19 protein-coding genes are annotated in these 23,050 nt (G+C 69.7%); 4 read left to right on the forward strand and 15 right to left on the reverse strand.

The window, feature by feature from the left end:
* Positions 1-111 precede the first annotated feature (111 nt).
* From AC6JBM_RS04960 to AC6JBM_RS04970, 3 genes are read right to left on the reverse strand one after another with little or no spacing between them, the layout of a single operon-like run.
* Positions 112-3,249 carry a helicase-related protein gene (locus AC6JBM_RS04960; protein WP_497982438.1) on the reverse strand — a complete coding sequence of 1,046 codons (3,138 nt, stop codon included), beginning with the start codon at positions 3,247-3,249 and terminating at the stop codon, positions 112-114.
* Positions 3,246-4,988, reverse strand: a complete 1,743-nt coding sequence (locus AC6JBM_RS04965; RefSeq protein WP_497982439.1) for a phospholipase D family protein — start codon at positions 4,986-4,988, stop codon at positions 3,246-3,248. Before AC6JBM_RS04965 ends, AC6JBM_RS04960 begins: the two co-directional genes overlap by 4 nt.
* Positions 4,972-6,147: a DUF6361 family protein gene (locus AC6JBM_RS04970; protein WP_497982440.1), complete on the reverse strand. Its 1,176-nt coding sequence runs from the start codon at positions 6,145-6,147 to the stop codon at positions 4,972-4,974. The genes AC6JBM_RS04965 and AC6JBM_RS04970 overlap by 17 nt, the downstream gene beginning before the upstream one ends.
* Before the next feature lie 264 nt (positions 6,148-6,411).
* Between AC6JBM_RS04970 and AC6JBM_RS04975 the strand changes: the two genes are divergently transcribed.
* Positions 6,412-7,755 carry a DUF3825 domain-containing protein gene (locus AC6JBM_RS04975; protein ID WP_497982441.1) on the forward strand — a complete coding sequence of 448 codons (1,344 nt, stop codon included), beginning with the start codon at positions 6,412-6,414 and terminating at the stop codon, positions 7,753-7,755.
* A gap of 1,048 nt (positions 7,756-8,803) precedes the next feature.
* On the opposite strand, the gene AC6JBM_RS04980 is transcribed toward AC6JBM_RS04975, so the two are convergent.
* Both AC6JBM_RS04980 and AC6JBM_RS04985 read right to left on the reverse strand, forming a co-directional pair.
* Positions 8,804-9,832, reverse strand: coding sequence for a tyrosine-type recombinase/integrase (locus AC6JBM_RS04980; RefSeq protein ID WP_497982442.1), 1,029 nt, complete (start codon positions 9,830-9,832; stop codon positions 8,804-8,806).
* Complete coding sequence (locus AC6JBM_RS04985; protein WP_497982443.1) at positions 9,822-10,286, reverse strand: hypothetical protein; 465 nt, start codon at positions 10,284-10,286, stop codon at positions 9,822-9,824. The genes AC6JBM_RS04980 and AC6JBM_RS04985 overlap by 11 nt, the downstream gene beginning before the upstream one ends.
* Before the next feature lie 404 nt (positions 10,287-10,690).
* Between AC6JBM_RS04985 and AC6JBM_RS04990 the strand changes: the two genes are divergently transcribed.
* Positions 10,691-11,176: a hypothetical protein gene (locus AC6JBM_RS04990; RefSeq protein ID WP_497982444.1), complete on the forward strand. Its 486-nt coding sequence runs from the start codon at positions 10,691-10,693 to the stop codon at positions 11,174-11,176.
* A gap of 98 nt (positions 11,177-11,274) precedes the next feature.
* On the opposite strand, the gene AC6JBM_RS04995 is transcribed toward AC6JBM_RS04990, so the two are convergent.
* From AC6JBM_RS04995 to AC6JBM_RS05010, 4 genes are read right to left on the reverse strand one after another with little or no spacing between them, the layout of a single operon-like run.
* Positions 11,275-11,721, reverse strand: a complete 447-nt coding sequence (locus AC6JBM_RS04995; protein ID WP_497982445.1) for a dTDP-4-dehydrorhamnose 3,5-epimerase family protein — start codon at positions 11,719-11,721, stop codon at positions 11,275-11,277.
* Positions 11,718-12,953: a class I SAM-dependent methyltransferase gene (locus AC6JBM_RS05000; RefSeq protein WP_497982446.1), complete on the reverse strand. Its 1,236-nt coding sequence runs from the start codon at positions 12,951-12,953 to the stop codon at positions 11,718-11,720. Before AC6JBM_RS05000 ends, AC6JBM_RS04995 begins: the two co-directional genes overlap by 4 nt.
* The gene (locus AC6JBM_RS05005; protein ID WP_497982447.1) at positions 12,950-13,936 is read right to left on the reverse strand and encodes an NAD-dependent epimerase/dehydratase family protein; all 987 of its coding nucleotides are present in this window, start codon (positions 13,934-13,936) and stop codon (positions 12,950-12,952) included. The genes AC6JBM_RS05000 and AC6JBM_RS05005 overlap by 4 nt, the downstream gene beginning before the upstream one ends.
* Positions 13,933-14,733: an SDR family oxidoreductase gene (locus AC6JBM_RS05010; RefSeq protein WP_497982448.1), complete on the reverse strand. Its 801-nt coding sequence runs from the start codon at positions 14,731-14,733 to the stop codon at positions 13,933-13,935. The genes AC6JBM_RS05005 and AC6JBM_RS05010 overlap by 4 nt, the downstream gene beginning before the upstream one ends.
* A 77-nt stretch (positions 14,734-14,810) precedes the next feature.
* Here AC6JBM_RS05010 and AC6JBM_RS05015 point away from each other — a divergent pair, with 77 nt between their 5' ends.
* Together AC6JBM_RS05015 and AC6JBM_RS05020 are read left to right on the forward strand one after the other, a co-directional pair.
* Complete coding sequence (locus tag AC6JBM_RS05015; RefSeq protein WP_497982449.1) at positions 14,811-15,524, forward strand: metallophosphoesterase family protein; 714 nt, start codon at positions 14,811-14,813, stop codon at positions 15,522-15,524.
* Positions 15,525-15,544: 20 nt separating this feature from the next.
* The gene (locus AC6JBM_RS05020; RefSeq protein WP_497982450.1) at positions 15,545-16,765 is read left to right on the forward strand and encodes a DUF4910 domain-containing protein; all 1,221 of its coding nucleotides are present in this window, start codon (positions 15,545-15,547) and stop codon (positions 16,763-16,765) included.
* Here AC6JBM_RS05020 and AC6JBM_RS05025 read toward each other — a convergent pair.
* Genes AC6JBM_RS05025 through AC6JBM_RS05050 form a run of 6 tightly spaced genes read right to left on the reverse strand, consistent with a single transcriptional unit; the run spans position 16,739 to position 22,514 of the window.
* On the reverse strand, positions 16,739-17,656 hold the full coding sequence (locus AC6JBM_RS05025) for a carbohydrate kinase family protein (protein ID WP_497982451.1): 918 nt from the start codon (positions 17,654-17,656) through the stop codon (positions 16,739-16,741). The genes AC6JBM_RS05020 and AC6JBM_RS05025 overlap by 27 nt on opposite strands.
* Entirely contained in the window at positions 17,653-18,564 is a 912-nt protein-coding gene (locus AC6JBM_RS05030; protein ID WP_497982452.1) for a phytanoyl-CoA dioxygenase family protein, read from the reverse strand. Before AC6JBM_RS05030 ends, AC6JBM_RS05025 begins: the two co-directional genes overlap by 4 nt.
* Entirely contained in the window at positions 18,561-19,379 is an 819-nt protein-coding gene (locus tag AC6JBM_RS05035; protein WP_497982453.1) for a phytanoyl-CoA dioxygenase family protein, read from the reverse strand. The genes AC6JBM_RS05030 and AC6JBM_RS05035 overlap by 4 nt, the downstream gene beginning before the upstream one ends.
* Positions 19,367-20,461 carry a class I SAM-dependent methyltransferase gene (locus tag AC6JBM_RS05040; RefSeq protein WP_497982454.1) on the reverse strand — a complete coding sequence of 365 codons (1,095 nt, stop codon included), beginning with the start codon at positions 20,459-20,461 and terminating at the stop codon, positions 19,367-19,369. The genes AC6JBM_RS05035 and AC6JBM_RS05040 overlap by 13 nt, the downstream gene beginning before the upstream one ends.
* A gap of 29 nt (positions 20,462-20,490) precedes the next feature.
* Positions 20,491-21,816 carry a glutamate-1-semialdehyde 2,1-aminomutase gene (locus tag AC6JBM_RS05045; RefSeq protein WP_497982455.1) on the reverse strand — a complete coding sequence of 442 codons (1,326 nt, stop codon included), beginning with the start codon at positions 21,814-21,816 and terminating at the stop codon, positions 20,491-20,493.
* Entirely contained in the window at positions 21,801-22,514 is a 714-nt protein-coding gene (locus tag AC6JBM_RS05050) for a sugar phosphate nucleotidyltransferase (protein WP_497982456.1), read from the reverse strand. The genes AC6JBM_RS05045 and AC6JBM_RS05050 overlap by 16 nt, the downstream gene beginning before the upstream one ends.
* Between the last annotated feature and the right edge of the window lie 536 nt (positions 22,515-23,050).

Raw genomic sequence — 23,050 nt, forward strand, 5'->3', positions numbered from 1 at the left:
TCGACGGCGACCTGCGCGCCTGTCGGCAGGACCTCGGCGTCGGGCTCGACCCAGCCGCTGTCCTGCAGCAGGCGGCTGGCGGCGGCGTCGGGCGGGTCTGCGCCGCCCGTACTACGAATCGTCGTCGCCTGGCCCATTGCCGCGCTGGTCCTGGCTTGGGCGGCCGCTCTCGCCGCCGCTCGGCTCCGCGCGGCGGCCTACGGCTGATCTTGGCGGCCGCAGGTCGATCGTGGCGAGCTCGGCCGCTGCGGCGGACTGGCCGGTGCTGTCGAGCAACGCCAGCATGTCCTCCTGCCGCGGCTGGCCGAAGGTGAGGCGGTACAGGGCCAGGTCGCGTTTCAGCCGCTCGTATCGATCGCTGTCGTGGCTGAGCGGTAGCGGCAGAACGTGCCGCTCAACTTGAGCCGCGCCGGGGTAGACCCAGTACGGCGACATGTCGCCAAGCCTGGAGCCGCGCCGGGCGGCGTCGTAGGCGGCCAGCCAAATGTCCGGATGGTTCGTGCGTAGCGCCTCGGCGCGGTGGGCGTTGGCGAGGTTGCGGCGTACGGCGTGGCCGCCGAAGCGGTGCACCCGGCCTTCGCGTTGTTCGAAGTCGACCGGATTAGCGGGCACGTTCCAGTGCACGACCGCTGAGCAGTACGTGTGGAAGTCGATGCCCTCCTGCCCGGCGCTCGTGGTCGTGACGACGAAGGGCCAGAACGGGCTGTTGAACGCGTGCCGCACGTCGGTCATGCGGTGGGCGGTCTTGTCCTCGTCGCCGCGGCAGCCGTATCGCAGCGCGAACCGGCCGGTGATCGGGATCCGTATGCTCGGGTTGCGCGGGTCCAGGGCGGAGTACGGCGCAGGGAGCAGCGTCATGGCCCGGCTCACGTCCTCGGCCAGCTCAAGCAGTGCATCGTCGTCGAGCGGCGTGTCGGCCGCCGAGCTGTGCAAGGTATGAACGTATTCGTCCAGCACAGCCTGGAGGCCGCCAGCGGCGCAGTACCGCAGAACTGAGCGCCAGTAGACGTCGTCGAGCCCTAGCTGGTCGAGCAGCAGCATGGACTCCGGTCGGTTGAACAGGCTCCGCAGCCCGTTGGCGAGTACGGCGGCCGCCTGCCACTGGCCCGCTGGCGTGACCCCGGCGTAGTCGCCGGCGAGGCGGCCCAGGGCGCGCCATGCGATGTTGCCGGGGCCGTGCAGGCCTACTGCTACGAGGTCGTCGACGGCCGTTTCCGGGGTGGCGCAGACGGGGTCCGTCGCGGCCGCTGCGGCGAGAGCTTCCTCCACGTGGTGAGCGAGGCCGGCGTGAGCCTCGTCCGCGGCGAGCGCGTGGGCAGCGTCCTCGGCGGATAGGCCAGCGTCGGCGCCGGGCCAGCGCAGTACCGCCCGCCACGGCTGCGGCTCGCCGGTCGCTTCGGCGGTGCGGAAGGCGGCCGGTGCGTCCGCCAGCAGTCGCTGTCGGCACGCCGTCTCGACCTCAGCGAGATCTGGAACCTGGTCCGGATCGCGGCGGGCTGCGTCAAGGGGGTCGCAGGCGGCCGCGAGCCCGGGGTGTGGCCAGAACAGGGCGAGGGTGCTCATCGCGGCCGGCCGCCCGTCGGCGAGGCGATAGTCGAGTCGGCTGCGGGGCGCGTCGGCGTGTCCGTTGCGGATGCGCCGCTCCGCCTCGTAGCTCAGCAGGGCGGACACGGCGGTCGGGGTGGCGTTCCAGGACGAGAAGACCAGCCGTTTGGTGGTACCGGCCGCCTCGGCGAACGGCGCGTCGAGGGCGTAGTGGGGGAGGGACGGCGGAAGCCAGAGCAGCCGCCACCAGCCCTGCTCGACGGTCTGGGCGACGAGGCCGCGCAGCTTGCCGTTGTTGAGCTCGATCGGGGCGTACTTCTCGATGGTGGCCGGGTCGAGCAGGTCCGCGAGGTCGAGCAGGCCGCGCAGTTCCGGTCGCAGACCCTGGTGCAGCGCGGCGCGCAGCCGTTCGCCGAGCTGGTAGCCCTCAACGAAGTTGAGGAAGTACGGCGCCGACTTCCAGTAGTCGAGCAGGACCGGCGCGCCGAGCGCGGTCCCGAGCCGCTTCATCGCCACGAATGAGCGGAGTTCGGCTGGTCCCGGGCCGTCGACGGGGCTGACATATTCGGTGAGCATCGCGTGGCGGCCCAGTGCCGGCCGCTCGGTGCGGCACATGACGTGCAGCAGCAGTCGCCGTACCTCCTCCCGGTGCTCGTCCGCCGGCGACCCAGTGACGACCGCCTCGCGGTATCGGCGGAGGGCCGCCTGGACCGCGCCGAGCCACTTGGGGTCGTCGGGCCGCAGGAAGCTCAGCACGCGCCGGAAATCCTCGTGGTGCTCGTCGGCGACCGCCTCCTCGGCGAAGGTGAACGGTTTGTACGGGGTGGCGGACAGCAGCAGGACGCGCGCGTCCTTGTGGTTGAACAGGTGGTGGGCGAGTTCCGCGGCCTCGCCGCCGTTTTCGGGATCCAGCAGGCTCCGGAACCGTTGGAATTCATCGAGGATGACGAGGTCGGGCTCGAGGGCCTCGACGCCCGCCTCGGCCAGCGTGCCGCGCAGCTTGGCCACCAGGTCGAACGCCTGACTTCTTTCCTCGTCGCTCAGCTTGGTCCGTCGGCCGACGCGCGCGATCAGCTCGTCGAAGTGGGCCAGCAGCCGCCGCTTCCTCGCCCGGGTCAGGAAGCCCTTCCGGACCCGGGCGTCGATGGCGTGTGTGAGCTTGCGTTCGAAGGCGTCGCACTCCTCCTCGAAGCTCTCCATGGACCGGGTGGTGCATTGCAGTATGCGCAGCGCCGCCTTGTGCTGCCAGCGGTCCCACCGCTCGTCGCGGAGCAGGTGGTGAATCATCGCGCGCTCCTCGGCCTTGCCGGTGCGCCAGCCGGGGGAGAACGACGTGCCAGGCGTGAAGGAGACGAGGTTGACTGCCTTGCCGTCTGGCCGCCGCCGCACGATGCTCGGCAGCTCGCGGCCGAGCAGGGTGAGCCGGCTCGACAGGGCGTGCGCGGCGTGGGTCGGCCCGGCGAGGCGGGCGAGGTTTTGCGCGGCGACGTCCTGATTGGAGCAGATGTACACGATGTCGATGCGACCGATGGCGTCATCGCGCCGCAGCCGCTCGATGACCTCGGCGACGACCCCGCCGGCGACCACGCTCTTGCCGAGCCCTGTCTCGTCGGCGACCAAGAACCGGCGGGTCGGCTCGGCTCCGAAGTAGCGGTCGAGCACGTAGGCGACCGTGTCGCGCTGAAAGTCCTTCAGTCCGCTCATGCACCCGTCCTCGTCCCGGCGAGCTCGCGGCGGACCTGGTCAACGTCCCGCCACAGATTGAGGAAGCCCGGCGGCAGTACCGCCCGTCCGCGCTCGGTGGTGGCGAGCCGGGCGACGAGGCCGGCGAGGTCATCGAGCTGGTCCGGCCGGTCCGCGAGCGCCGTGAGAACCAGCTCCAGCACGCCGGTCACGCCCCGTCGCCGTTGACCGCCACCGCCGGCGGCCGCGGCGCCGCCGAGGACGTCGGCGGACGCGCCCAGGCCGAGCAGCAGTGCCAGGAACCGCAGGAACTTCTCCGGGGTGTCGATCTGGTCGGCGAGCGCCCGGTCGTAGCGGTCGGCGGGGTCGCCGGTGAGGCTGGCGAGCACCACGGCGCGGCGGCTGGTGCCGTCGGCGGCCGTTGCGGTGAGCACCACGAACCGCGTGATCTCGATCGTTGCCAAGCCGGCGAAGACGGCCTCGCCCGGCAGCGTCGCCATCTGGTCGGGGCGGGTCAGCAGCCCGCACGTCAGCGTGATCCCGGGTGGCGGCTTTACCTCGCCGACGGGTACGAGGCGTAGTTCGTGGGGCTCGGCGGTGGTACGGATGGTGCCATGGAACGGCACGGCAGCCACGTCGCGCAGGCACTCCTCGAGGACCCGGCTGGTTTCGTCCTCGGGCTCCGTGGCCGGCTGCCGCTCGTACACCTCAAGGATTCCCCGCAAGTCCGCCGCCTCGCCGGCGAGGGCGTCGATCCCGATCTTGGCCTTGGAGCCGACGAGTTCTACGAGCACCTCGACGTTGCCCGTGAACGCGGCGCCGGTGGCGTTGGCCGAGCCGATGAGGACCCACGCCTGATGACCGCGCTCGACGACGTACGCCTTCGCGTGCAGCCCCGTGAGCCGCGCGGGGCCGCCCTCATCGAGGTTGAGCGCCGCGAGGTCGTTGAGCACCAGCGCAGTACACCCATCGAGCGCCTCTGCGGGCAGCCGATCCAGCTCCTCCTGGCGCCCGATGACGGTTGCGCCACCACTCGGGGCGCAGCGGGCGAGGCCGTCGGTGGAGACGAACGGTGACATGACGAGTTGCCTGGTACCCCTGAAGTCAGGCGCTCGGCCGCCGGACACGCCGAGCGCGTAAAAGGCCAGCCCCTTGAAGTCGTCCGGCGGCGTCCATACCGCGCGCCGGACGTCCTCGAGGAGACCGTCGAGCGCCGTTCGCCGCGGTTCGGGTACGGGCAGGGCGGCATGGTCGATCGCGTGCCGGACGAGCTGGACCAACGGCCGGTTCCCGGCGTCGATCCGGGTGCCGATCGTGCCGTCGAGGCTCAGGCATACGTCCCAGCTGCGGTCGCCGGTGAGGTTTCGGCTCGGCACCACGAGCCGAAGCTGCCGCTCGTCGTCGGCCGCGTACCGGACAAGCCACAGCTTGGGGTGGAAGAGCCGGCCGGGCTTCGGCCGGTTCACCGAGTGCACGGACCGTTCCAGCAGAAGCAGCAGGCTCGAGCCCTTCGCCGGTGCCGCGATGTGTCCCGCCTGGCAGAACACGTCGATCCGGTCGGCGCTGCGGCGGACCGCGTCGAGAATCGAGACGGGGTCGTCGTGGCTGCGGACAGCGTGCGCGGCGAAGGCGAGCGGCGCGGCCAGTAGGCTTTCCAGGTCGAGGGTGAAGGTGAGCGCCACGGCCCGGTCAACCCGGAAGCCCGGCGGCGGACGGAGCACCTCGCTGAGCAGCGCCCGGCCGTCAGGCGGCAGCAGCATCGATCGCCTCCATCCCGTCGTGGATGTCGATAAGCATGCGGCGGACCTGAGGCCAGCGGTATACCAGCTGCCGGCTTCCGGACGCGCCGGTCCAGCTCCGCAGCAGCTTCTGGTTCATGAGCCTGGACTGCTTCTGCTTCACCGCCATCTCCCGGCCGGCGACGAGATCCCGCAGCGCTCGGTCATCGGCTGCGCCAGCTGTCCGCCCGTCCAGGACGAGGCCCGTCCACGCGTCGATGAACACCCTCGCCGAGGCGCTCGTTGCCCTATTGCGAAGCAGTGCCCACATGCCGGCCCGGTCCCATGGACCTACAGTCGTCATTTCGTCGGCCCAGTCGGCGAGAGCGTCTCGGTAGTCCGGGGGCTCGATCGCATCACGACCGGCGTCCTCGTACTTCTCGGCGAGCAGGAGGTTGTACAGCAGGGCGGCGCCATGCATGCAGATCGAGAAATTGCGGGCGTGGTCGAGAATCGTTCGCGCCGGTTCCGGCGCCGCGAGTGCGGCCGACACCGACCATGGCGTCGGCGCATCGTTCTGCGGGCGGTTCCCCGGCTCCAGTAGGTGGGCGAGGAGGCTGCCGGCGGCACTGGTCGCGATGCGCTCCCGTAGCCAGTCGGCCTCGTCGGGCCGCAGTTCAAGCCCGCCGTCGATCGCGTCGGGAAAGCCCTTCGGTACCGGTGGGAGGTTCGGCGGCCAGCGATCCGCTCGCAGATCGGTGAGCTCCTCCGCCTCGGGCTCGTCACTGGCCGGTACGGGCTCGTCGCCGCCATCGATGCCGTAGCGGTCCAGGGCGGACGCGTAGATGGTCGACGGCAGTGTCTTCACGCCGGTCGACGCGCGCCGTCCGATGAGCCCGTCGGTCGCGCCGGCCGCGCGCAGGGACTCGATGACGACCCGCTCAGTCCGGTCGAGCAGCGCCGCTCGTTCGCGCCCGGGCCGGCGGGCCGCGTACCGGATGCACCAGGGCACGATGAGGAGGTACCGCGCCCGCGTGTGCAGGGTCGAGGTTCCCGGGAACAGCAGGTCGCCGAAGGCGTCCCGGACCTGCCCGATGCCGAGCTCGTCGCGGCTTTCCTGCTCGCGGAAGAGGCCGAGCAACTCTCGGATCTGCTGCTGCTCGGCCAGCGAGCTGTCTAGCCACGACAATTGCGACGCCATATCCGCCTCCCCACCCCGGCCGACCCTGGCCGGGAGCCAGTATCACGGTCGTCTGATTGCGTACGAGGCGATTTCGTCCGATCGGTGGAGAACGCAAGCCATCAGTCTGGCCAGTCACACCGACCGGCCTAAACGTTCCGTCTCGCGCGACGGACGAACGCACCGGACGCCGCTCAGGATGAGCGGCGTCCGGTTGGCTTGGTTGGTGCGGTGAGACTATTGAGGGGCTAAGCCCGCGCCGATGAAGTCGAGGAGCAACGACGCATGCCAAACCCGCAGGGTGTAGGTGCAACCCCGGCCAACATGCCGCCGCGCCGAGGGGCAGCACCTGGCAACTCCAGAACCGCGAGCCGCGACGCGTCGGATCCGGTCTCCGACCAGCTGGCGATCGTGCAGTGGTGGAACGCGGAACGCGGCTTCGGCATGGTGAAGATCGACTCCTCGAACACCACGGCCTTCGTCCATTTCAGCACGATCCCGGGAACTGGATACCGGCACCTTGTGTCTGGTGAGCGGGTGACAGTCTCGGCGCGGCCAGACTTCCAAGGGCGCCTAACAGTCGACGGGCTCAGCTTTCCCGAAGGCAGGCAGTCCGGCGTCGTGGCGGAGTACGACCATCTGAAAGGCTACGGCCGGATTGCAGGATCAGCAGGTGCTTCGATCTTCGTCCACCACACGGATATCTTGCATCCGGACCACACGAGAGCCTCGCTGGAGAGTGGCGAGAAGGTCACCTTGGACCTGGAGTCAAGCGACAAAGGGCCACATGCGCGGAACGTCAAGCGCCTTGACCCACGCCCGCCTCTGAACCGGTTTGTGCGGATCCCGGTCGAGATGTGGCAGGTGCTTGCCGACCTCGCCGAGGACGATGTCTGGGTCCTGCGTCATCCAGACGCGGACGACGACAGCCCGATTGACATCGCCGATGCCGCAGCCGGTGTACTGGCCGTCGCACCCCAAGCCGACCTGCCCGTGCTGCGCAGCTACATACAACACACGTTCGCTCGGATCCTCGAGCAAGGAAAGGTCGCCTACGGCTCGATCGACGGCTCGGACCGTGCAGGCTTCAACACTGGCCTGGTAACGCCCAACCAGGAAGAGATCTACGGCGTCTTGGCAGCCAAGTCGGATGAGGACGGGTATCCGTGGCGGCTCGTGGATTGGATGAAACAGTCAGATGGGCGTATCGCTGGCGTCTTCTCGCCGAGGCCAGCACGGGCGACGTATTGGAACGATCCGTCGGTTCTCTTCTACGACCCGAAGTTGCCGTTAATTCTCGATTGGGACCATTTCGTCAACGACAACCTGTCACGTTACCCGGCCGATCTACAGTATGCGCCGACGGCTCTCATGCTGACCCGCTCGGCTGTCGATCGCGCGGTGGAGCGCGTCGAGAGGAACTACAAGGCTGCGGTTCCTCAATTCCACCGCGGTGACGTGCAGCTACTGCTGCCGCTTGCGCTTCGCGGCACCGCCGAGGCGCAGCTGGCGCTCGTCGTCCGTCGCGTCGGAAACGAATACCACGGTGAGACCGTATTGCCCCTAGCTGCAGCGTTGAAGAACGCTCGATTGTTGGCTCGGCCAGACCGTGACTGGTTGAACCCGTAGCCGGATCTCACATCAGCGTAGCCACGAACCGGATGAGCCCAAGCTCCTTCGCGCCATTCTTTGGCGTCCTGACTCATCCTCGAAGAGGCCAGGCGGCGGCGACGCCCCGCTCTGCTCGCCGCATGGTCGATGGAGACGTTGTCGGGCAACGACATCTCGCAGACCTCGATGAGCGTCGGCCCCAGAACGCCCAGGGAGGGACCACGCATCATGAACGCTGCCCGGTGCGTGCCATTGCGGGGAAGGCGTCGCCGCGGGCGACGTTGGCCCGGCCGAGGCTCGAGCCATCGGTGAAGACCGGACGCGTCACAGAAGCTGCGTGCGCCCGGTCTTCTGCGGGTCAACCGCGTAGACTCTCGCCCCGCCCGCTACAGCAGGCCGCGGCTCTTCGCGTATACCGCAGCCGCGACGCCGGCCAGCACCTTCCCGGCGCCGGTAGCGCTGCGCCAGATAGAGCGCTGTGGCCGGCTCGCGATCCGGGTGGCGACGGCTGCGGAGATCCGTAGGCAGATCGCCCTGATGGTCGGCCCCCAGCCCTGCCGGGCCAGCCGCAGGTCGTCGTCGTAGACGACGGCGGGGCGGTCTTCGACATCGCGGGTGAACTGTGGACCGGTGCGACGTCGCCCGCCGTCGTCTGTGTGTTGCGCTTGCGCATGAGCCCCTCCGAGACACGGTCGATCGACCGCGACCCGGGCGGCATCTCGCCCGCGACTCAACCCGCCGACCGCGTCGTCGGTGGGGACCTCCGGCACAGGAGGACGCGCTTACCCCGGCATCGTACCGAGCCCTCACAACACGGTCGCCGCGACGACGTTGCATCAGCGCGACGGGCGGGCCGGACATCGTCCACTGTGGACGCCAGATGGCTGCGGGTCAACTCTGGCCAACTGTTGCGGCGCCTGCCCGGTTGGCAGCCTCGGAGGCAAGGAAGCACTGGCACCGGTCGTGTAGGTGATCGACCAGACTCCGGAGCCCGCGCGTCGGTGAATCGCACCGAAGCCGTCACGCCGTGCCGCAGTGCTGCGACGCACGCGTGTTCAAAGCTTCACTAGACCACCTGATGACCGTCGATGGCCTGCGCGAGCGGATGCGGCTGGCCGGTCATCGCGGCCAGGGCAGTGGCGACGGCCTGGAGGTCCGCGCGGATGTAGGTGGTGGTGGCTGGTCCGGTGGTGTCGGTGTGGCCGGCGTAGGCGCGGGCGGTGCCGTACCCGAAGTGCCGTTCGACCCAGGTGAGCGTGGTGTGGCGCAGCCAGTGGGCGGTGATGCCCTGGGCGGCGACCCACGGCAGGTGCCGGCCGATACGGCGCCAGAGCTCGTCGTAGCGGCGGCTGGTCAAGGCTCTGCCGTTGCGGTACCGCAGCAGCGCGTCCGCAGGCAGGACTGCGCCGCGGACGGCGGCGTGCTGGGCGAGGCTGGTGGCGAGGTCGAGGCTGATCGGCTGCCAGCGGACGGTGCCGCCCTTCTCGCGCAGCTGCAGGAGGCCGCGGTCCGTGTCGAGGTCCTGCAGTCGCAGCCCGAGGGCGCCGGCGCGCCGGCACGCGGTTTCGGTGTGCAGTCGCAGCAGCAATGCGTCGAGGATGGTGTCGTTGCCGGTGGTGCGGGCGACGAGGTTGATGTCGGTCAGTTCGGCAGGTGTCAGTGCCCGCCGGGTGCTGGGCAGCCGTCGGGGCTTGCCGACCCGGTGGGCTGGGCTGTCCGCGGCGTCGATGAGACCGTCGGCGATGGCCTGGTTGTAGAAGGCGCGGGCGGCGGCGATGAGCAGGTCGCCGGCGTGGCGGCCGCCGCGGCTGTTGCGTCGGGCTTGTGCGTTGGCCACGATGCGTCGCTGGAGCGCCTGGATGTCGCTGGCGGTAACCGTGTCGATGGCGAGGCCGCCCCAGGCTGTGGTCATGCGCTGCCAGTAGCTGCGGTAGGCGCGCAGGGCGCCCGGGCCGGCTGCGGCGAGTACCTGCGGCAGGTACTTGTCGAAGGTCGGCACTGCTGGTCTGGCGTCGCGTTGCAGGTCGGCGAGGGTGACGCCGAGCTCGGCCAGGGCCGTCCAGGCGGCGTCGAGCCGCTGACGGTCAGCCGGCATCGCCAGCGGCGAACTGGCCGGCGAGGAGCCGGGCGACGGTTCGAGCTGGGTGGATGAGCAGCAGGTCACGGCCGGGTTGGGTGAGGAGGACGACGAGGTCGCCGGCACTGAGGTGACACAGCTGCCGAATCGACGCCGGGGTCGCGAGGAGACCGGTGGCGCCGATGGTGTGCCGTCCGGCCGGGTCGGAGGTCGCGGTGATGACGCCGGCCGTGATGTCGAACGTGATCCGGTGTCCAGGTGGCCAGTCCAGCAGGTGCAGCAGTACACGGGCCGAGATTCGGCCGGACGGGTCGAGCCGGCCGACGTCCAGGTGCGCCTCGGCCTGGTCAGGCCCGGTGTGAGGTGCGGGCAGCCGGAGCAATGGTGGCCGTGGCGGGCGGGCGCGGGGGAGCGGCGCGGGGATGAGCGCCGCGATCATCTGCTCGCCCGGAGTCGGAACGCTGCGCCGCACGCGGGTCATCGTCGCCGCCAGGGCGTGGTCCGCACATGCCGAAACCCGACCGGGTGGTCACCCGCTCGGGTCTGCTGCTGGGACGCTACGAGTTCGTCGATCTTGGTAAACATTCACCAAGACCAGTGTCGAAGGGGGGAATCCGACCCAGAAAGCCAGCACACACGCCGAAAACGTGTGCACATGCCGATAGCGTAACCAGCTCAGCGTACGACCTCAACCGGCATGAACAGCAGCCCCCGGACGGGTGATACGAGGCCCGAGGCGCTGGCGGAAGCGCTGAGAAGTATCCACGTAGGCCGCTTGCGTTGCTGCTCGCAGAAATGTCCTTGGCCTCGTTTGGAAGGCAGCGTCCTCTGCGAGGGTCTGGGTAGACCTGTGCGCGAGTCAGGCTAGGTTCGATCGTGTTGGGAGATCTCGAACGGTTCATTGCGGAACCTCAGGCGACGCGGCAGTTCGACGGAGCGTTTCTCCGCGAGGTCGACGAGACCGGCGGCGGTGTTGTCGAGCCGCTTGCGGGGTTAGCGGAGCGTCCGGTCGCGTTGCTGCTCGGCGAGCCCGGCAGCGGCAAGTCGCGCGCATTGCGATGGTTGGATCGGCACCTCAGGGTGACGCGGCCGGCGTGGGCGCTGCACTGTGCCGATCTCGTGCAGCACCATGAGTGGTCGCTGAAGACCAAACTCTTCGCTGTTATTGAAGCCGCTGTGCACGTCGACGGCAGACGGCAAGTCGGGCTCTGCGCACCGAAACCACCATTAACGACGCCGGCGACTTCTACCTGCAACGCCGGCTGTGTAACCTGCCCGCCCTGCGGCAGTTCCCCATGCCGCCTGACTGGCCCGGATGACATTTTCGGCAGGCACAAGAGCCGGACGATTTGCACTTGCTGACGACTGAGGAAGCCGCCGCCCGACCGGCGATGAGCATGAAGCCGTGGCCTGGCTGGTCTATGCCCGAGGGAGCTGTTTCGCATCATTCGTCACCGCGCTCAGTGGTGACGGACTTCCCAGTCGTAGGGGATGTCGTTGACGAACGGGTCCAGCCGCTCCGACCGAGCCGGGTCGTGCGGGTGGGTGCAGCAGTTCGCCACCAGCGCGACTTCGGACATGCCCTTGAAGCCGTTCCACAGGCCCGGTGGAATCTGCACGAGCGAGTAGTCGTCCGGGCCGAGGAAGAACTCGTCGCAAGCGCCACGGGTCGGCGATCCGTCGCGGTCGTCGAATACCACCAGCTTCACTCGGCCGTGCGGCACCGCGTAGTTGAGCGTCATGCCGCGGTGCCGGTGCCAGCCCTTCACCACGCCCCGGTACACGGTGCTGAAGTAGATCTCGCCGAAGCCCAGGAAGTGCGGGTCGTCGCGGCGCAGCATGTGGCTGACCGTGCCCCGCTCGTCTGGGATCCGGCGCAGCGGAACCTTCCGCACCCCCTTGATCATCGGCCGACGATCCGCGGCTCGGGCAACGGCACGACGAAGCGGCCGCCGTCGCGCAGATAGTCCGGCTGTTGCCGGAGCACCTCGTCGAGCAGGTTCCACACCAGCAGCAGCACGTGCGTGGGCCGGGCGGCGGCGAGGTAACCCGGATCGACGATCGGGATGCCGACGCCTGGGATGAGCCGGCCCTGCTTGTGCGGGTTGCGGTCAATCACGGCGTCGACCAGACCGGTGGTGATGCCGAAGTGGTTCAGCAGCACCGTGCCCTTGGCCGCAGCGCCGTACGCGGCGATCCGCGCTCCCCGCGCCCGCAGATCCGTCAGTAGGCCGAGCAGCCGGGCCCGGACGTGGCAGATCCGGTCGTCGAGGGCCCGATAGTAGGCCGGTCCGGCGATCCCGGCGTTGGCCTCCCGATCGAGCAGCCGTCCCACCTCCGGCGACTCGGCGGCGGGCGCCCGTCGGATCGTGTACCGCAGGGTGCCGCCGTGCACCGGCAGGTGTTCGACGTCGGTGACGGTCAGGCTGTGCCGCCGCAGCAGGGCGGTCATCGATGTCATCGAGTAGTAGAAGACGTGCTCGTGGTAGATCGTGTCGAACTCGCACCCGGTGACCAGGTCCACGACGTACGGGGATTCGACGACGAGCACGCCGTCATCGGCGAGCAGGAGGGCCACGCCGGCGGTGAAGTCGTTCACGTCCGGGACGTGCGCCATCACGTTGTTGGCGTGGATTACGGCGGCCGGCCCGTACGCGGCCCGGGTTTCGGCCGCCGCTGCGGTCCCGAAATACGCTTCCAAGGTGGGGATTCCGGCCGCGACCGCGGTTGTCGTGATGTTGCGGGCTGGGTCGATGCCGAGCACTCGGACCCCCAGTTTCCGATAGTGCCGCAGCAGATAACCGTCGTTCGAGCCGACATCCACGACCAGATCGCCGGGCCCGAGCTTGCGTTCGGCGGTCACTCGCCCGGCCAGTTCGCGCATAGCCGCCACCATGGTCTCGCTGTATGACGAGAAGTACGGGTAGTCGTCGAACATCACCCGCGGATCGACGTGGCCGCTCAGCTGCACCAGCGCGCACCGGTCGCACAGCAGCAGCCCGAGCGGATAGCGCGGCTCCGGCCTGGCGTCCGCCGGCCGCCGGTAGGCATTGGCCAGTGGCTGGGTGCCCAGGTCGAGGACCGGCGTCAGTGCGGTGCCGGCACACGACCGGCAGGCGGCGGCCGGGGTGAACGTCATCGGGCCGCCGCCGGAGGCGCCAGATGCTGGCGGTACCAGTCGGCCGTTCGCCGCAGCCCTTCGTCCAGGCCGATCTCCGGCCGCCAGCCCAGCTCGGTCCGGGCCGCCGTCGAGTCCAGGTGCTGAGCCGGGATCTCGGTGGCCGCGGTTCCCAGCACGGTCGGCGCGATCCGGGTGCCGACCGCGGCCGAGATCCGGGCGAGCATCTCCAGCACGGTCAGCGGCTGCTGCAAGGAGAAGTTGAAGGCCCGGCCGGCCAGGTCACGCCGGGACATCAGAGCTTCGGCGGTACGCACGTATGCGGCAGCGCCGTCCTCCACGTACAGATAGTCGCGGATCATTGTGCCGTCGGACCGGATCACAGGCGACTGCCCGGCGAGCAGGTCCCGCATTGCGCCCGGCACCAGGCGGCTCCAGTTCAGGTCACCGCCGCCGAAGAAGTTGCCGCACCTGGTGACGACAACCGGGAGACCATAGGAGTACGCGTAGGACTGCGCGATCAGATCCACGCACGACTTACTCACCTCGTACGGTGAGCGGCCGGCCAGCGGGGTGTCCTCGCGGTAGGGCAGGTCGTTGTGCGGGCCGTACGCCTTGTCGCTGCTGGCCACCACGATCTCCGACACCGTTTGGCTGCGCCGGCACGCCTCCAGCACCGACCAGGTGCCGCGGATGTTGGTGTCGAAGGTGCTCACCGGGTTGCGGTCGGCGATCTGGACGATCGTCTGGGCGGCGAGGTGAAACACGGTCCGGACCTCGTACTCGGTGAGCACCCGCTCAACCAGCGCCTGGTCGGTGACGTCACCCCGCACGCCGTCGACCCGGTCCCGGATGCCATCGGCGCAAAATCTGCTAGCTGGGACGGAGTCGCGGACCAGGGCCACGACGTGCGCGCCGAGGCCGAGCAGCGCCTCGGCCAGCCATCCGCCGAGCAGACCGGTCGCACCCGTGACCAGGACCGGCCGGTCAGTCCACACGGTCACCCGGCGTCCCCGCCGGTCGGCCACGGAAACGCGTAGAGCCGGGGCTGGGCCCGGATCCAGCCGTCCCGGTCGTGCACGTGGGCCAGCTCGGCCGCGGCGGTTGTGTCGTGCGTGTAGATCAGGAACCGGCTCGCGGCCATGCCCTCGAGAATCCGGCCAGCGATTACCTCGGCGCTCAGCACCTCACCCACGAACGTCTCGGCACCTGGGCCCACCCCGGCCAGGAAGGAGTCGAGCATCGGGGTGTCGACGCTCTGCGGGCAGACCGCCGAGACCCGGACGCCGGTGTCCCGGCACGCCACGGCCAGCCACTCGGCGAACGCCACCGCGGCGTGCTTGGACACCGCGTACGGCGCGGCCGCCGGATCGGTCAGTATGCCCGCCGCTGAGCACATGTTGACGATGTGCCCGCCGCCGCGGGCCAGCATGCCGGGCAGCACCGCGCGGGCGCCGCGGACATGCGCGAGCAGGTTCACGTTCAGGCATTGCTGCCACACCTCGTCGGGCGCATCCGGCCCGCCGAACGCGAAGTGGCCGGCATTCTGGATGAGCACATCGATGCGGTCGAAGCGGCCCTCGACCTGGCGGATCACCCCGGCCATCGCCTCGGGGTCGCGAACGTCGGCGGTCATCGGCGTGGCACCGATCTCGGCCGCCAAGCCGGCCAGACGGTCGGCGTCTGAGTCCACCGCCACGACGGCCTCCGCACTCTCGGCCGCCAAGCGGCGGCAGAGTGCCGCGCCGATCCCGCCTGCGGCTCCGGTCACTATGACGACCTTTGCGGAGTCGCGGATCATGCGTCAGAGCCTAACATTAACAGTAGCCTATGGATGCCGCCGACATGCATCGGCGATGATCGTTTCAAGGAGCCGTGATGTCGGTCCGTCTGCTGCAGCTCAGCGACATCCACTTCGCCGACGGCGGCGCCCCGGTCGACGGGCGTGACCCGGCGCGACGGCTTCGTGCCGTGCTCGCCGCCGCCCGGCTCGAGACGTCTCCAGTGGACGCGGTCGTGCTCACCGGCGACCTCACCGACGACGGCAGCCGATCGGGCTGCCACGACCTGGCCGTCTTGCTGGCACTGCTCGTCCTGCCGATTCTCGCCGTGCCCGGCAACCACGACGATCCGGTAGCCGTTCGCGACACGTTCGGCCCGGACGTCCTCGAGATCGGCGGGTGGCGGATCGTCGGCATCGACAGCACCCGCCCGGAGCAAATCCACGGCACCATCGACGTAGAGGCCGAGATGTCCCGGCTCGACCTCTACGACCAGCGGCCGACCGCCCTGGCAATGCATCACCCACCTGTCACGCTCTCCACCAACGCTTGGTTCCAGCTCGACGGCGCGGCCGAGCTGCGCGCCGCCGTAGCCCGGCGCCCGCACATCAAAGCGCTGTTCACCGAGCATCTGCACCATCCGTTCGAGGCCCGCGTCGGGGAGGCGACACTGTTCGGCTGCCCGTCCTCGCTGATCGCGTTCCGGCACGAGGGCGATGAGGTGGCGATCGGCGGCGCGGACACCACCGGCGCCCGGCTCAACACCCTGCACGACGACGGCTCGGTCACCTCGGTCCTGATCACCGCATGACAGGATCGCTGACTCGCTTGATGGCGGACCTCTTTCCGATCGGCCGGAGCCTCACCGGGGACGGGGTACGGTCTACCCTCGACCGGATCGGCCGGGAGATCGAGCTCAGCCGGACCGACGTGCCGACCGACACGCCGGTGCTCGGCTGGCGTATTCCCGACGAGTGGAACCTGCGACGGGCCCGGCTGGTGGCACCGGACGGCACCGTCGTCGCCGACACCGCCGACCGTTACCTGCATGTCGTCGGCTACAGCGAACCGGTCCGCGGCGACTTCGGGCTCGACGAGCTTCAGCGGCGGCTGCACTCGCTGCCCGATCGGCCGAACCTGGTGCCCTACCGCACCAGCTACTACCGCCGTACGTGGGGCTTCTGCCTACCCGACGAGGTGCGGGTCGCACTGGAGCCGGGCCGGTACGCGGTGGACATTGACGCTACCCTTGGACCCGGCGCCCTCACCTGGGGTGAGCATCTAGTGCCGGGCCGACGCCGCGACGAGGTGCTGGTGTCAACCCACGTCTGCCATCCCGACCTGGCCAACGACAACGTCACCGGGATGGTCGCCGCGGTCGAGCTCGCCCGGTGGGCCGCCGCCGAGACCCGCGAGTTCAGCTACCGGTTCCTGTTCGTGCCAGCCACCCTAGGCACCGTGGCGTGGCTGCACTGCAATCGGGACCGGACCGACCTCATCCGGCACGGCCTAGTGCTGACCGGCCTCGGCGACGCCGGCCCGCTGACCTACAAGCGTTCCCGCCGGGAGAACGCCCCGATCGACCGCTTGATGTCCCACCTGGCCGACGTCGATCTCCGCTGGTCGCCGTACGGCTACGACGAACGGCAGTTCTGCTCGCCCGGGTTCGATCTGCCGGTGGGTCGCCTGACCCGGGCGCCGCACGCCACCTACCCCGAGTACCACACCTCGGCGGACGATCTTTCGTTCGTCAGCGCCGCCCAGGTGCGGGCGGCGATCGAGGTGGTGCTGACCGCGTTCGACGCGATCGAGGCCGGGCTGGTGCCGCGCAACCTCGCCCCGTACGGCGAACCGCAGCTCGGCCGCTACGGCCTCTTCCGGAGTCTCGGTGGCGAGTTGCGCGACGACTCGCCGGAGCTGGCCACGCTCTGGCTGCTGAGCCTCGGCGACGGCGAGCACCACCTCGTGGACGTGGCCGAGCGGGCCGGCCTGCCGCTGCCCGCCGTGGTCGCGGTGGCCCGTCGGCTACGGGAAGCGGGACTGCTCGGCTGAACGATAGGTGTCCACGTCCGCGCGGCTGGGAAGCACTGGGAACATGCTGATCACTGCGGCTGCAGTGGCGCACGCGTAAACGGCCGCGTCCACCGGTTCGCGGCCTTCCGCCAGCGCCACGATGAGACCTGCGGCGAACGAATCGCCGGCGCCGAGGGTATTCACCGGCCGGCACGGCACGGCCGGTACGTGCCGGATGCAGTCCGTCCCGGCCAGCACGTACACCCCGTGTCGGCCCATCGTGGCTACCACCACCCGCGCGCCCTGGCCGGCCGCCTCGGCCATCAGGCTGTTCCGCTGCGCGGGGTCGAGGCCGTCGGCGGAGAGCAGGCACACTGTTGCGAACCGGGCCCGGGCCAGCACCTCGCGCCGATAGTTGTCCGGGTCGGTCAACCACGGCCGATAGCCGAGGTCCACGACGGTCGTCACGCCGGTCGCGGCGAGGGCAGCCAGGACCGGCTCGAAGCCGGGAAACCCGGGGGCGTACGCGAACTGGGAGTCCGATCCGAACACCTGCGCCGCGGCCTGGGCGAACTCCGCGGGGCTGCCGTCGGACGGCTCGTGGGTGATGTCGTGCGTGCCCGACGCGGCGTGCAGGATCAGCGTCCGGGTGCTGCGGGCGCCGCTGCGGATCGGGGCCGGACAGTCGATTCCGTGCCGGGCCAGCTCGCCCAGCAGCCAGCCGCCGAGCAGGTCGTTGCCGACCATCGCGTCCAGCCGGGTGCGGTGGCCCAGGGCCGTGACTTGCTGGCAGACGAGCGCGGACCCGCCGCCCAGGGTGATCTCGACCCGGCCCAGGCGAAGTGTGTCCACGGCGGGTGAGGCGGCTGGGAACGGGGCGAAGACGTGGGCGGCCAGCTCGCCGAACGCGTGCAGGGTGTAGCCGGTCATCGGGCGTTGGGGGAGAACACGAGGTGTGCGTCCGGTGGCGGCGCCCCGAACAGGCCGACCACGGTGCGCTCGTCGAACGCGGCGCCGTCGGCGACGCGGTGAAAATCCCGGATGGCGGTTCCGCCGCAGCGCACGTCGACCAACGGCGCGCCCTCGCCGGCCGCCAGGTCGCGGTCATCGACGGTGCGGAAGTCGATGCTGTACCGCGCCCGCCCGGACGTGTTTGGAATGGTCGTGTGCAGCTGGGCGCCGGAGAAGAGCAGCACGGCGCCGGGCGGCGGCAGCACGATCACCTCGCCGTCGGGCTGATGGCCGGCGGCGCCCGGCAGCGCCCGCGTCTCCCGGGACACCTGTGCGGCGGTGGCCTTGCGGCTGGCGTTGTGCCGGTAGTAGTCGAAGGTTTCCGAGTCGTTGGGGACCGCCCGGGCGAAGGAAGCCGGATCGAAGCTCATCGCGTTCGTCGGCCTTACCGGGAAGATTGGCAGCCACCAGTTGACCTGCTGGGCCGGCGCCGAATACCAGACGTCGCGGTGCCAGGGGAAGGCGAACGCCACTCCCGTGTTCAAGTGCCCGGCCGGAAACGCGGTGCGGGGTTTGGGCACGTCGTAATACGTGTGCCCGGGCGGGAAGCCGGCCTGTTGGATGATCTGCCGGACCAGCCGCTTCGAGGTCTCGTGGTGGATGAAGCGGGGTTTCCAGGCGCCGAGCAGCGCGGCCAGTTCGGCGGGCGTGTGGTGCTCGTGAGCCAGCTGCGGGTCGTGCGGGGCGAACAGCGTGGCCAGCTGCTCGCGCGCGAACTCCACGAGTTGCGTGACGGCAGCCAGGCCCGTGTGCATCACGAGGTCACCCGCGTACAACGCGGCGCGGGCCTCCTCGTCGGTGAGATCCGGATCGCCGTAGATGATCACGCCGGGTTCTCCTTTCTGCCGAACTTCGCGTAGTCCGGGCCGGTGAACGGCGCGCCGCCGGCCACGCCGTTGCGCTCGGCCTTGTCCATCTGCCGCCGAGAGGCACGCGAGCGCGGGGCGTACCGGACGTCCGTACCCGCCCAGCGGCTGACCACCGCCCTGCGCCGCACGGCCGACCGGTTCGGTCCGGCGCCGTGCAGGGTCGAGGCGTGAAAGACCACGGCGTCGCCCGGGGCCAGCTCGGGTGACCAGACGGTGTGCTCGGCCCGCAGCACGTCGTCGTCCGGGACGGGCCGGTGGCCGGGATCCTCGACCTGCTGGCCGGGCGCGAATGCCTGGGCCCGGAACACGGTGCCCCACCGGTGCGAGCCGAGAACGAACTGCAGGCCGCCGTTGTCCGGGCGGACCGGGTCCAGGGCGAGCCACGCGGTGCAGAGCTGCCGGCCGCTGACCGCCCAGTAGCTACCGTCCTGATGCCACGGCGTCGGCTCGGCGGTTCCCGGCTCCTTGACGTAGATCTGGTCGTCGAGCAGGGTGAGTGGCCCGTCGCTGCCGAGCATCCGGATGATCTCCGGCACCAGCGCGGAGGTCTGCAGCGCCGCCCACATCGCATCCACGTACCGCAGCATGTCGTGCCCGTAGGCGTAGCGGCCGGCTCCGGCGTAGCGGCCGCTGACTTCGGTGGTCGGGGCCTGCGGGTCGGACAGGTACCCATCCACCTGCTCGCGCACCAGGTCCAGGTCCGGGCCGGCGAGCACTTCCGGCACCACCACGACGCCCTGGCGCCAGAACTCGTCCGCCTTCAGGGCGTCCACAGCTCGCCCTCGAATCCGCGCGCTCGCGCCATCCGCGTGACTTCGGTCAGGTAGGTGTCGTTCGCCACGATGATCACGTCGACGTCCGCGGCGGCGAGCGCGTCCGGCGGCCGGATTACATGACCGGTGACCGGCAGGTAGGCGCCGTGTCGTGCGGGATTGACGTCGACGGCGAACGCCACCAGCTCGGCCGCCGGGTCGACGGCCGCGAGGAAGCTGGCGCCCCGCCCGCCCGCACCCCACAGGATCACCGTGCGGCCGGCGTCCCCGGCCGCTCGCAGCCGGGCGGTCCAGGACGCCACGGCGGCCCGATAGAAGTCGCCGAACCGGCGGGCAGTGCCGACCACGGCGGGTTCCGCCTCGTCCAGGACGGCAACCGCGCGTAGGTACTGCCCGTCGTGGTAGACCGGGGCGGTCTCCAGGACGCGCAGCCCGGCACCGGCGCACACGGTGCCCAGCGTGCCGGCGGTGAAGTAGGAGCAGTGCTCGTAATGGATGTTCCAGGCCATCCCGTCTCGCAGCACCCACTCCACGTTGGGCACCTCGAGATAGCAGAGGCCGCCCGGGCGCAGCACGGCCCGGGCGTCGCGCAGGAAACCGACCGGATCCGGCACCAGCTCCAGCACACTGCGGATCACCACAAGGCCGGCGTCGCCGCCGATAGGGCTGGGCGTGAACTCGGCCGCCGACAACCGCAGGCCCGGCTCCACCACGTCGCACGGCAGGCTCGGATCAAACCCGAGCCCCTCGTTACCGCCGAGCCGCGCGAGCAGCCGCAGAAAATACCCGTCGCCGCAGCCGATCTCCACCACCCGGCGTCCCCGAACGCCGTACCGTTCCACCAGCAGCCGGGCCTCGGCTTCCAAATAATCCCGATACACACCCGAATGCACGAGTACCACGTCGTAGCCGACCGTGTAGCGCACGCGACCCGGCTCGAACCCGGCATTGAACAGGAACCCGCAGCCGGTGCAGACGGTCAGCACCGTATCGCCGACCTCGGCGGACCGGGCAGCCGCGCGGTCCGGCCAGGCCACGCCGATCTGCAGCGGCGCCGCACGGACCGTGAGCACCGGTTCCACCGCGGTGCACCGGCAGACCGGGCAGGCTGTCACCCGCGCGACCTAATCGCCGGGCGCACCGGACGGCCGCGCAGCACGCTGCCGATGCCCCGCTCCAAGGCCTGTCGGTAGGGTACCGTCACGGCGGCCACCGCATCGACGGTCTGTGCCACCGCCTCGGCGTCGTGGGCGGCCGACACCACGAACGACGGCGCCAGCACGCCGTGCTCCAAGAGCACCTGCAACACCAGGGTTCGGAACTCCTGACTAGCAGTGCCGTCCTGGTCCCGGGCCACGTACACCAGGTTGCAGTCCCGGCCGCGCAGCTGGAAGAAGTCGGACAGACCAGCGGCGGCCACCACCTCGGCGATGCCCCGGCGTAGCTCGGCGCCGATCTCGTGCAACCGCCCGGCGATGCCGTCCCGCTGGTAGACCTCGATCACGGCAAGCATGGCGGCCAGCGCCCACGGCTGAGCCCCGGCGGTCTGCGACAGCAGGTAGACCCGGTCCCGGTCACCAGCGAAGCCGCCGAGCCGCATCACCTCGCGCCGGCCGACCAGCGCGGAGATCGGGAACCCGTTGCCCAGGGCCTTGCCGAACGTCGCGAGATCCGGCTCGATGCCGTATACGTACTGCGCTCCGCGCTCGTGCCAGCGAAACCCGGTGATCACCTCGTCTAGGATCAGCAGCGTCCCATGGCGATGACACAGCTCGCGGAGCCCGGCGAAGAAGCCGGGCGCGGGCGGCTCCACCGTCTCCGCCTCAAGCACCACCGCCGCTATGCTGCCCGGGTGGTTCGCTAACACCTCGGCGAGGCTGTCGAGGTCGTTGTAGGTGAACGAGACGGTCAGCCGCTGGATGGCGGCCGGCACGCCGGCCGCCATCGGCGTGCTGCCGATGAACCAGTCGTCGGAAGCGAACATCGGATGCTGCCGGCAGATCGCCACGACGTCACGACCGGTGTACGCCCGCGCCAGCCGGACCGCAGCGGTGGTGGCGTCGGAACCGTTCAGTCCGAACTTGACCATTTCGGCGCTCGGGATGAGCTCGATCAACCGCTCGGCGGCCTCCGCTTCGAGGCGGTGCGGCCGGACGAAGTTGACGCCCGTGTCGAGCCGGCCGCGTACTGCCTCGACCACTGCTGGATGGCCGTGGCCGAGGGTCGTCGAGCGCAAACCGTTGCCGAACTCCACGTACCGGTTGCCGTCGAGATCCCAGACCCGACAGCCGTCGCCGCCGTCGATGAACGGTGCCATGCCCTCCGGATATTGATCGTCGCCCTTCGCATATGTGTGCGCGCCTCCCGGGATTGCCCGCTGGGCCCGCGACAAATGAGCCTGGGAGCGGGTGAAACCGGCGCTCACCATGTACGCCATGGCGGCCGTCCCTCCGCCCACAGCCCGTTCAGATAACGGACGTCGTCCGCGGTGTCCATGCACTGCCAGAAGCCCTCATGTCGGAAGCCCACGAGTTGCCCGTCTCCGGCCAGTTTAGGAAGCACATCTTGCTCGAGGCTGCTGCTGTCGTCGTTGATCCAGTCCAACACAGCGCGCTCGAAGACCATGAACCCGCCGTTGATCCAGCCCTCGGTGACGTGCGACTTTTCCGCGAAGGCGGTGACTTGATCGCCGGTGAATGAAAGCGCACCGAAACGGGCCGGCGGCTGCACAGCGGTCACTGTTGCCACTCGTGCATGGCGGTGGTGGAACTCGACGACATCAGCGATCCGGACGTCGCTGAGGCCGTCGCCATAGGTCAGGCAGAACGTCTCCGGCAGGATTCCGGCGAGCCGTCGCACCCGACCGGCGGTGCTTGTGGACAGGCCGGTGTCAACAACTTGGACGGTCGGGGAGCGGTCGAAGTTCCTTCCGATCCGGTTGGCGAGGTAACCTGCGGCAATGATGGAATTCTGTATACCGGCTGCCTCGTAGAGCCGAAGAATGTGCCACAGAATCGGCCGCCCGCCGATTTCCACCAACGGCTTGGGAATGTCTTCGGACAGGCTCCCTAGTCGCGTCCCGCGGCCTCCGGCCAGTACCACTACGGAGAGTGAGTGCAGGTCGGTCGGGGTCATGCTGCGAGCCTAGGTTTTGGTTGCATCGAAATCAATCGTTCGATGCGGCGGTGTCGTCCAGGGCGATCCTGGGCAGCAGCACACACGAAGGGAGCACCTCCGGCGACCTGCATCTATGGGCGGGTGTCAGCTCGCCGGCCCAGCTGATGAACGCGCGCCGCGGCGCCTGGTGGCCGATCGGCGACCACATACGCTTGCTTGAGCGGTTGGGCCTCCTCGGACGAGTAGTGGTCGACACGGACGCGGGTGCGCAGTCGATCTTCTGGATCCCAATGCTCTTCTCCCCGTTGTTGTCCGGCTTGCTGCCGGACAAACCCTAACGCCCGGCCGGGAGCAGCACCGCAGTCCGGACAGCTGCGCCAGTAGCGCAGGGCGCGCGGCAGCCCTCCGCGCAGGTAGGTTGCCACCTTGCAGGCGTCTCGGGCGAGCCTCGCGATCGTGGTCGGCTTGGTACCAATGATCGCCCACTGGTGCAGCATCGTTTACACCTGCTGCGGCCCGTTACGCTGTGCTCCAACGCTGCAACTCAAGCGTGT

The sequence above is a fragment of the Dactylosporangium thailandense genome (genome assembly GCF_059739745.1).

Excerpts from the sequence above, each read along its gene's own strand:
- AC6JBM_RS04960 (WP_497982438.1), bottom strand. The coding sequence starts at position 3,249 with ATGAGCGGACTGAAGGACTTTCAGCGCGACACGGTCGCCTACGTGCTC.
- AC6JBM_RS04965 (WP_497982439.1), bottom strand. The coding sequence starts at position 4,988 with ATGCTGCTGCCGCCTGACGGCCGGGCGCTGCTCAGCGAGGTGCTCCGT.
- AC6JBM_RS04970 (WP_497982440.1), bottom strand. The coding sequence starts at position 6,147 with ATGGCGTCGCAATTGTCGTGGCTAGACAGCTCGCTGGCCGAGCAGCAG.
- AC6JBM_RS04975 (WP_497982441.1), top strand. The coding sequence starts at position 6,412 with ATGCCAAACCCGCAGGGTGTAGGTGCAACCCCGGCCAACATGCCGCCG.
- AC6JBM_RS04980 (WP_497982442.1), bottom strand. The coding sequence starts at position 9,832 with ATGCCGGCTGACCGTCAGCGGCTCGACGCCGCCTGGACGGCCCTGGCC.
- AC6JBM_RS04995 (WP_497982445.1), bottom strand. The coding sequence starts at position 11,721 with ATGATCAAGGGGGTGCGGAAGGTTCCGCTGCGCCGGATCCCAGACGAG.
- AC6JBM_RS05000 (WP_497982446.1), bottom strand. The coding sequence starts at position 12,953 with ATGACGTTCACCCCGGCCGCCGCCTGCCGGTCGTGTGCCGGCACCGCA.
- AC6JBM_RS05010 (WP_497982448.1), bottom strand. The coding sequence starts at position 14,733 with ATGATCCGCGACTCCGCAAAGGTCGTCATAGTGACCGGAGCCGCAGGC.
- AC6JBM_RS05015 (WP_497982449.1), top strand. The coding sequence starts at position 14,811 with ATGTCGGTCCGTCTGCTGCAGCTCAGCGACATCCACTTCGCCGACGGC.
- AC6JBM_RS05020 (WP_497982450.1), top strand. The coding sequence starts at position 15,545 with ATGGCGGACCTCTTTCCGATCGGCCGGAGCCTCACCGGGGACGGGGTA.
- AC6JBM_RS05025 (WP_497982451.1), bottom strand. The coding sequence starts at position 17,656 with ATGACCGGCTACACCCTGCACGCGTTCGGCGAGCTGGCCGCCCACGTC.
- AC6JBM_RS05045 (WP_497982455.1), bottom strand. The coding sequence starts at position 21,816 with ATGGCGTACATGGTGAGCGCCGGTTTCACCCGCTCCCAGGCTCATTTG.
- AC6JBM_RS05050 (WP_497982456.1), bottom strand. The coding sequence starts at position 22,514 with ATGACCCCGACCGACCTGCACTCACTCTCCGTAGTGGTACTGGCCGGA.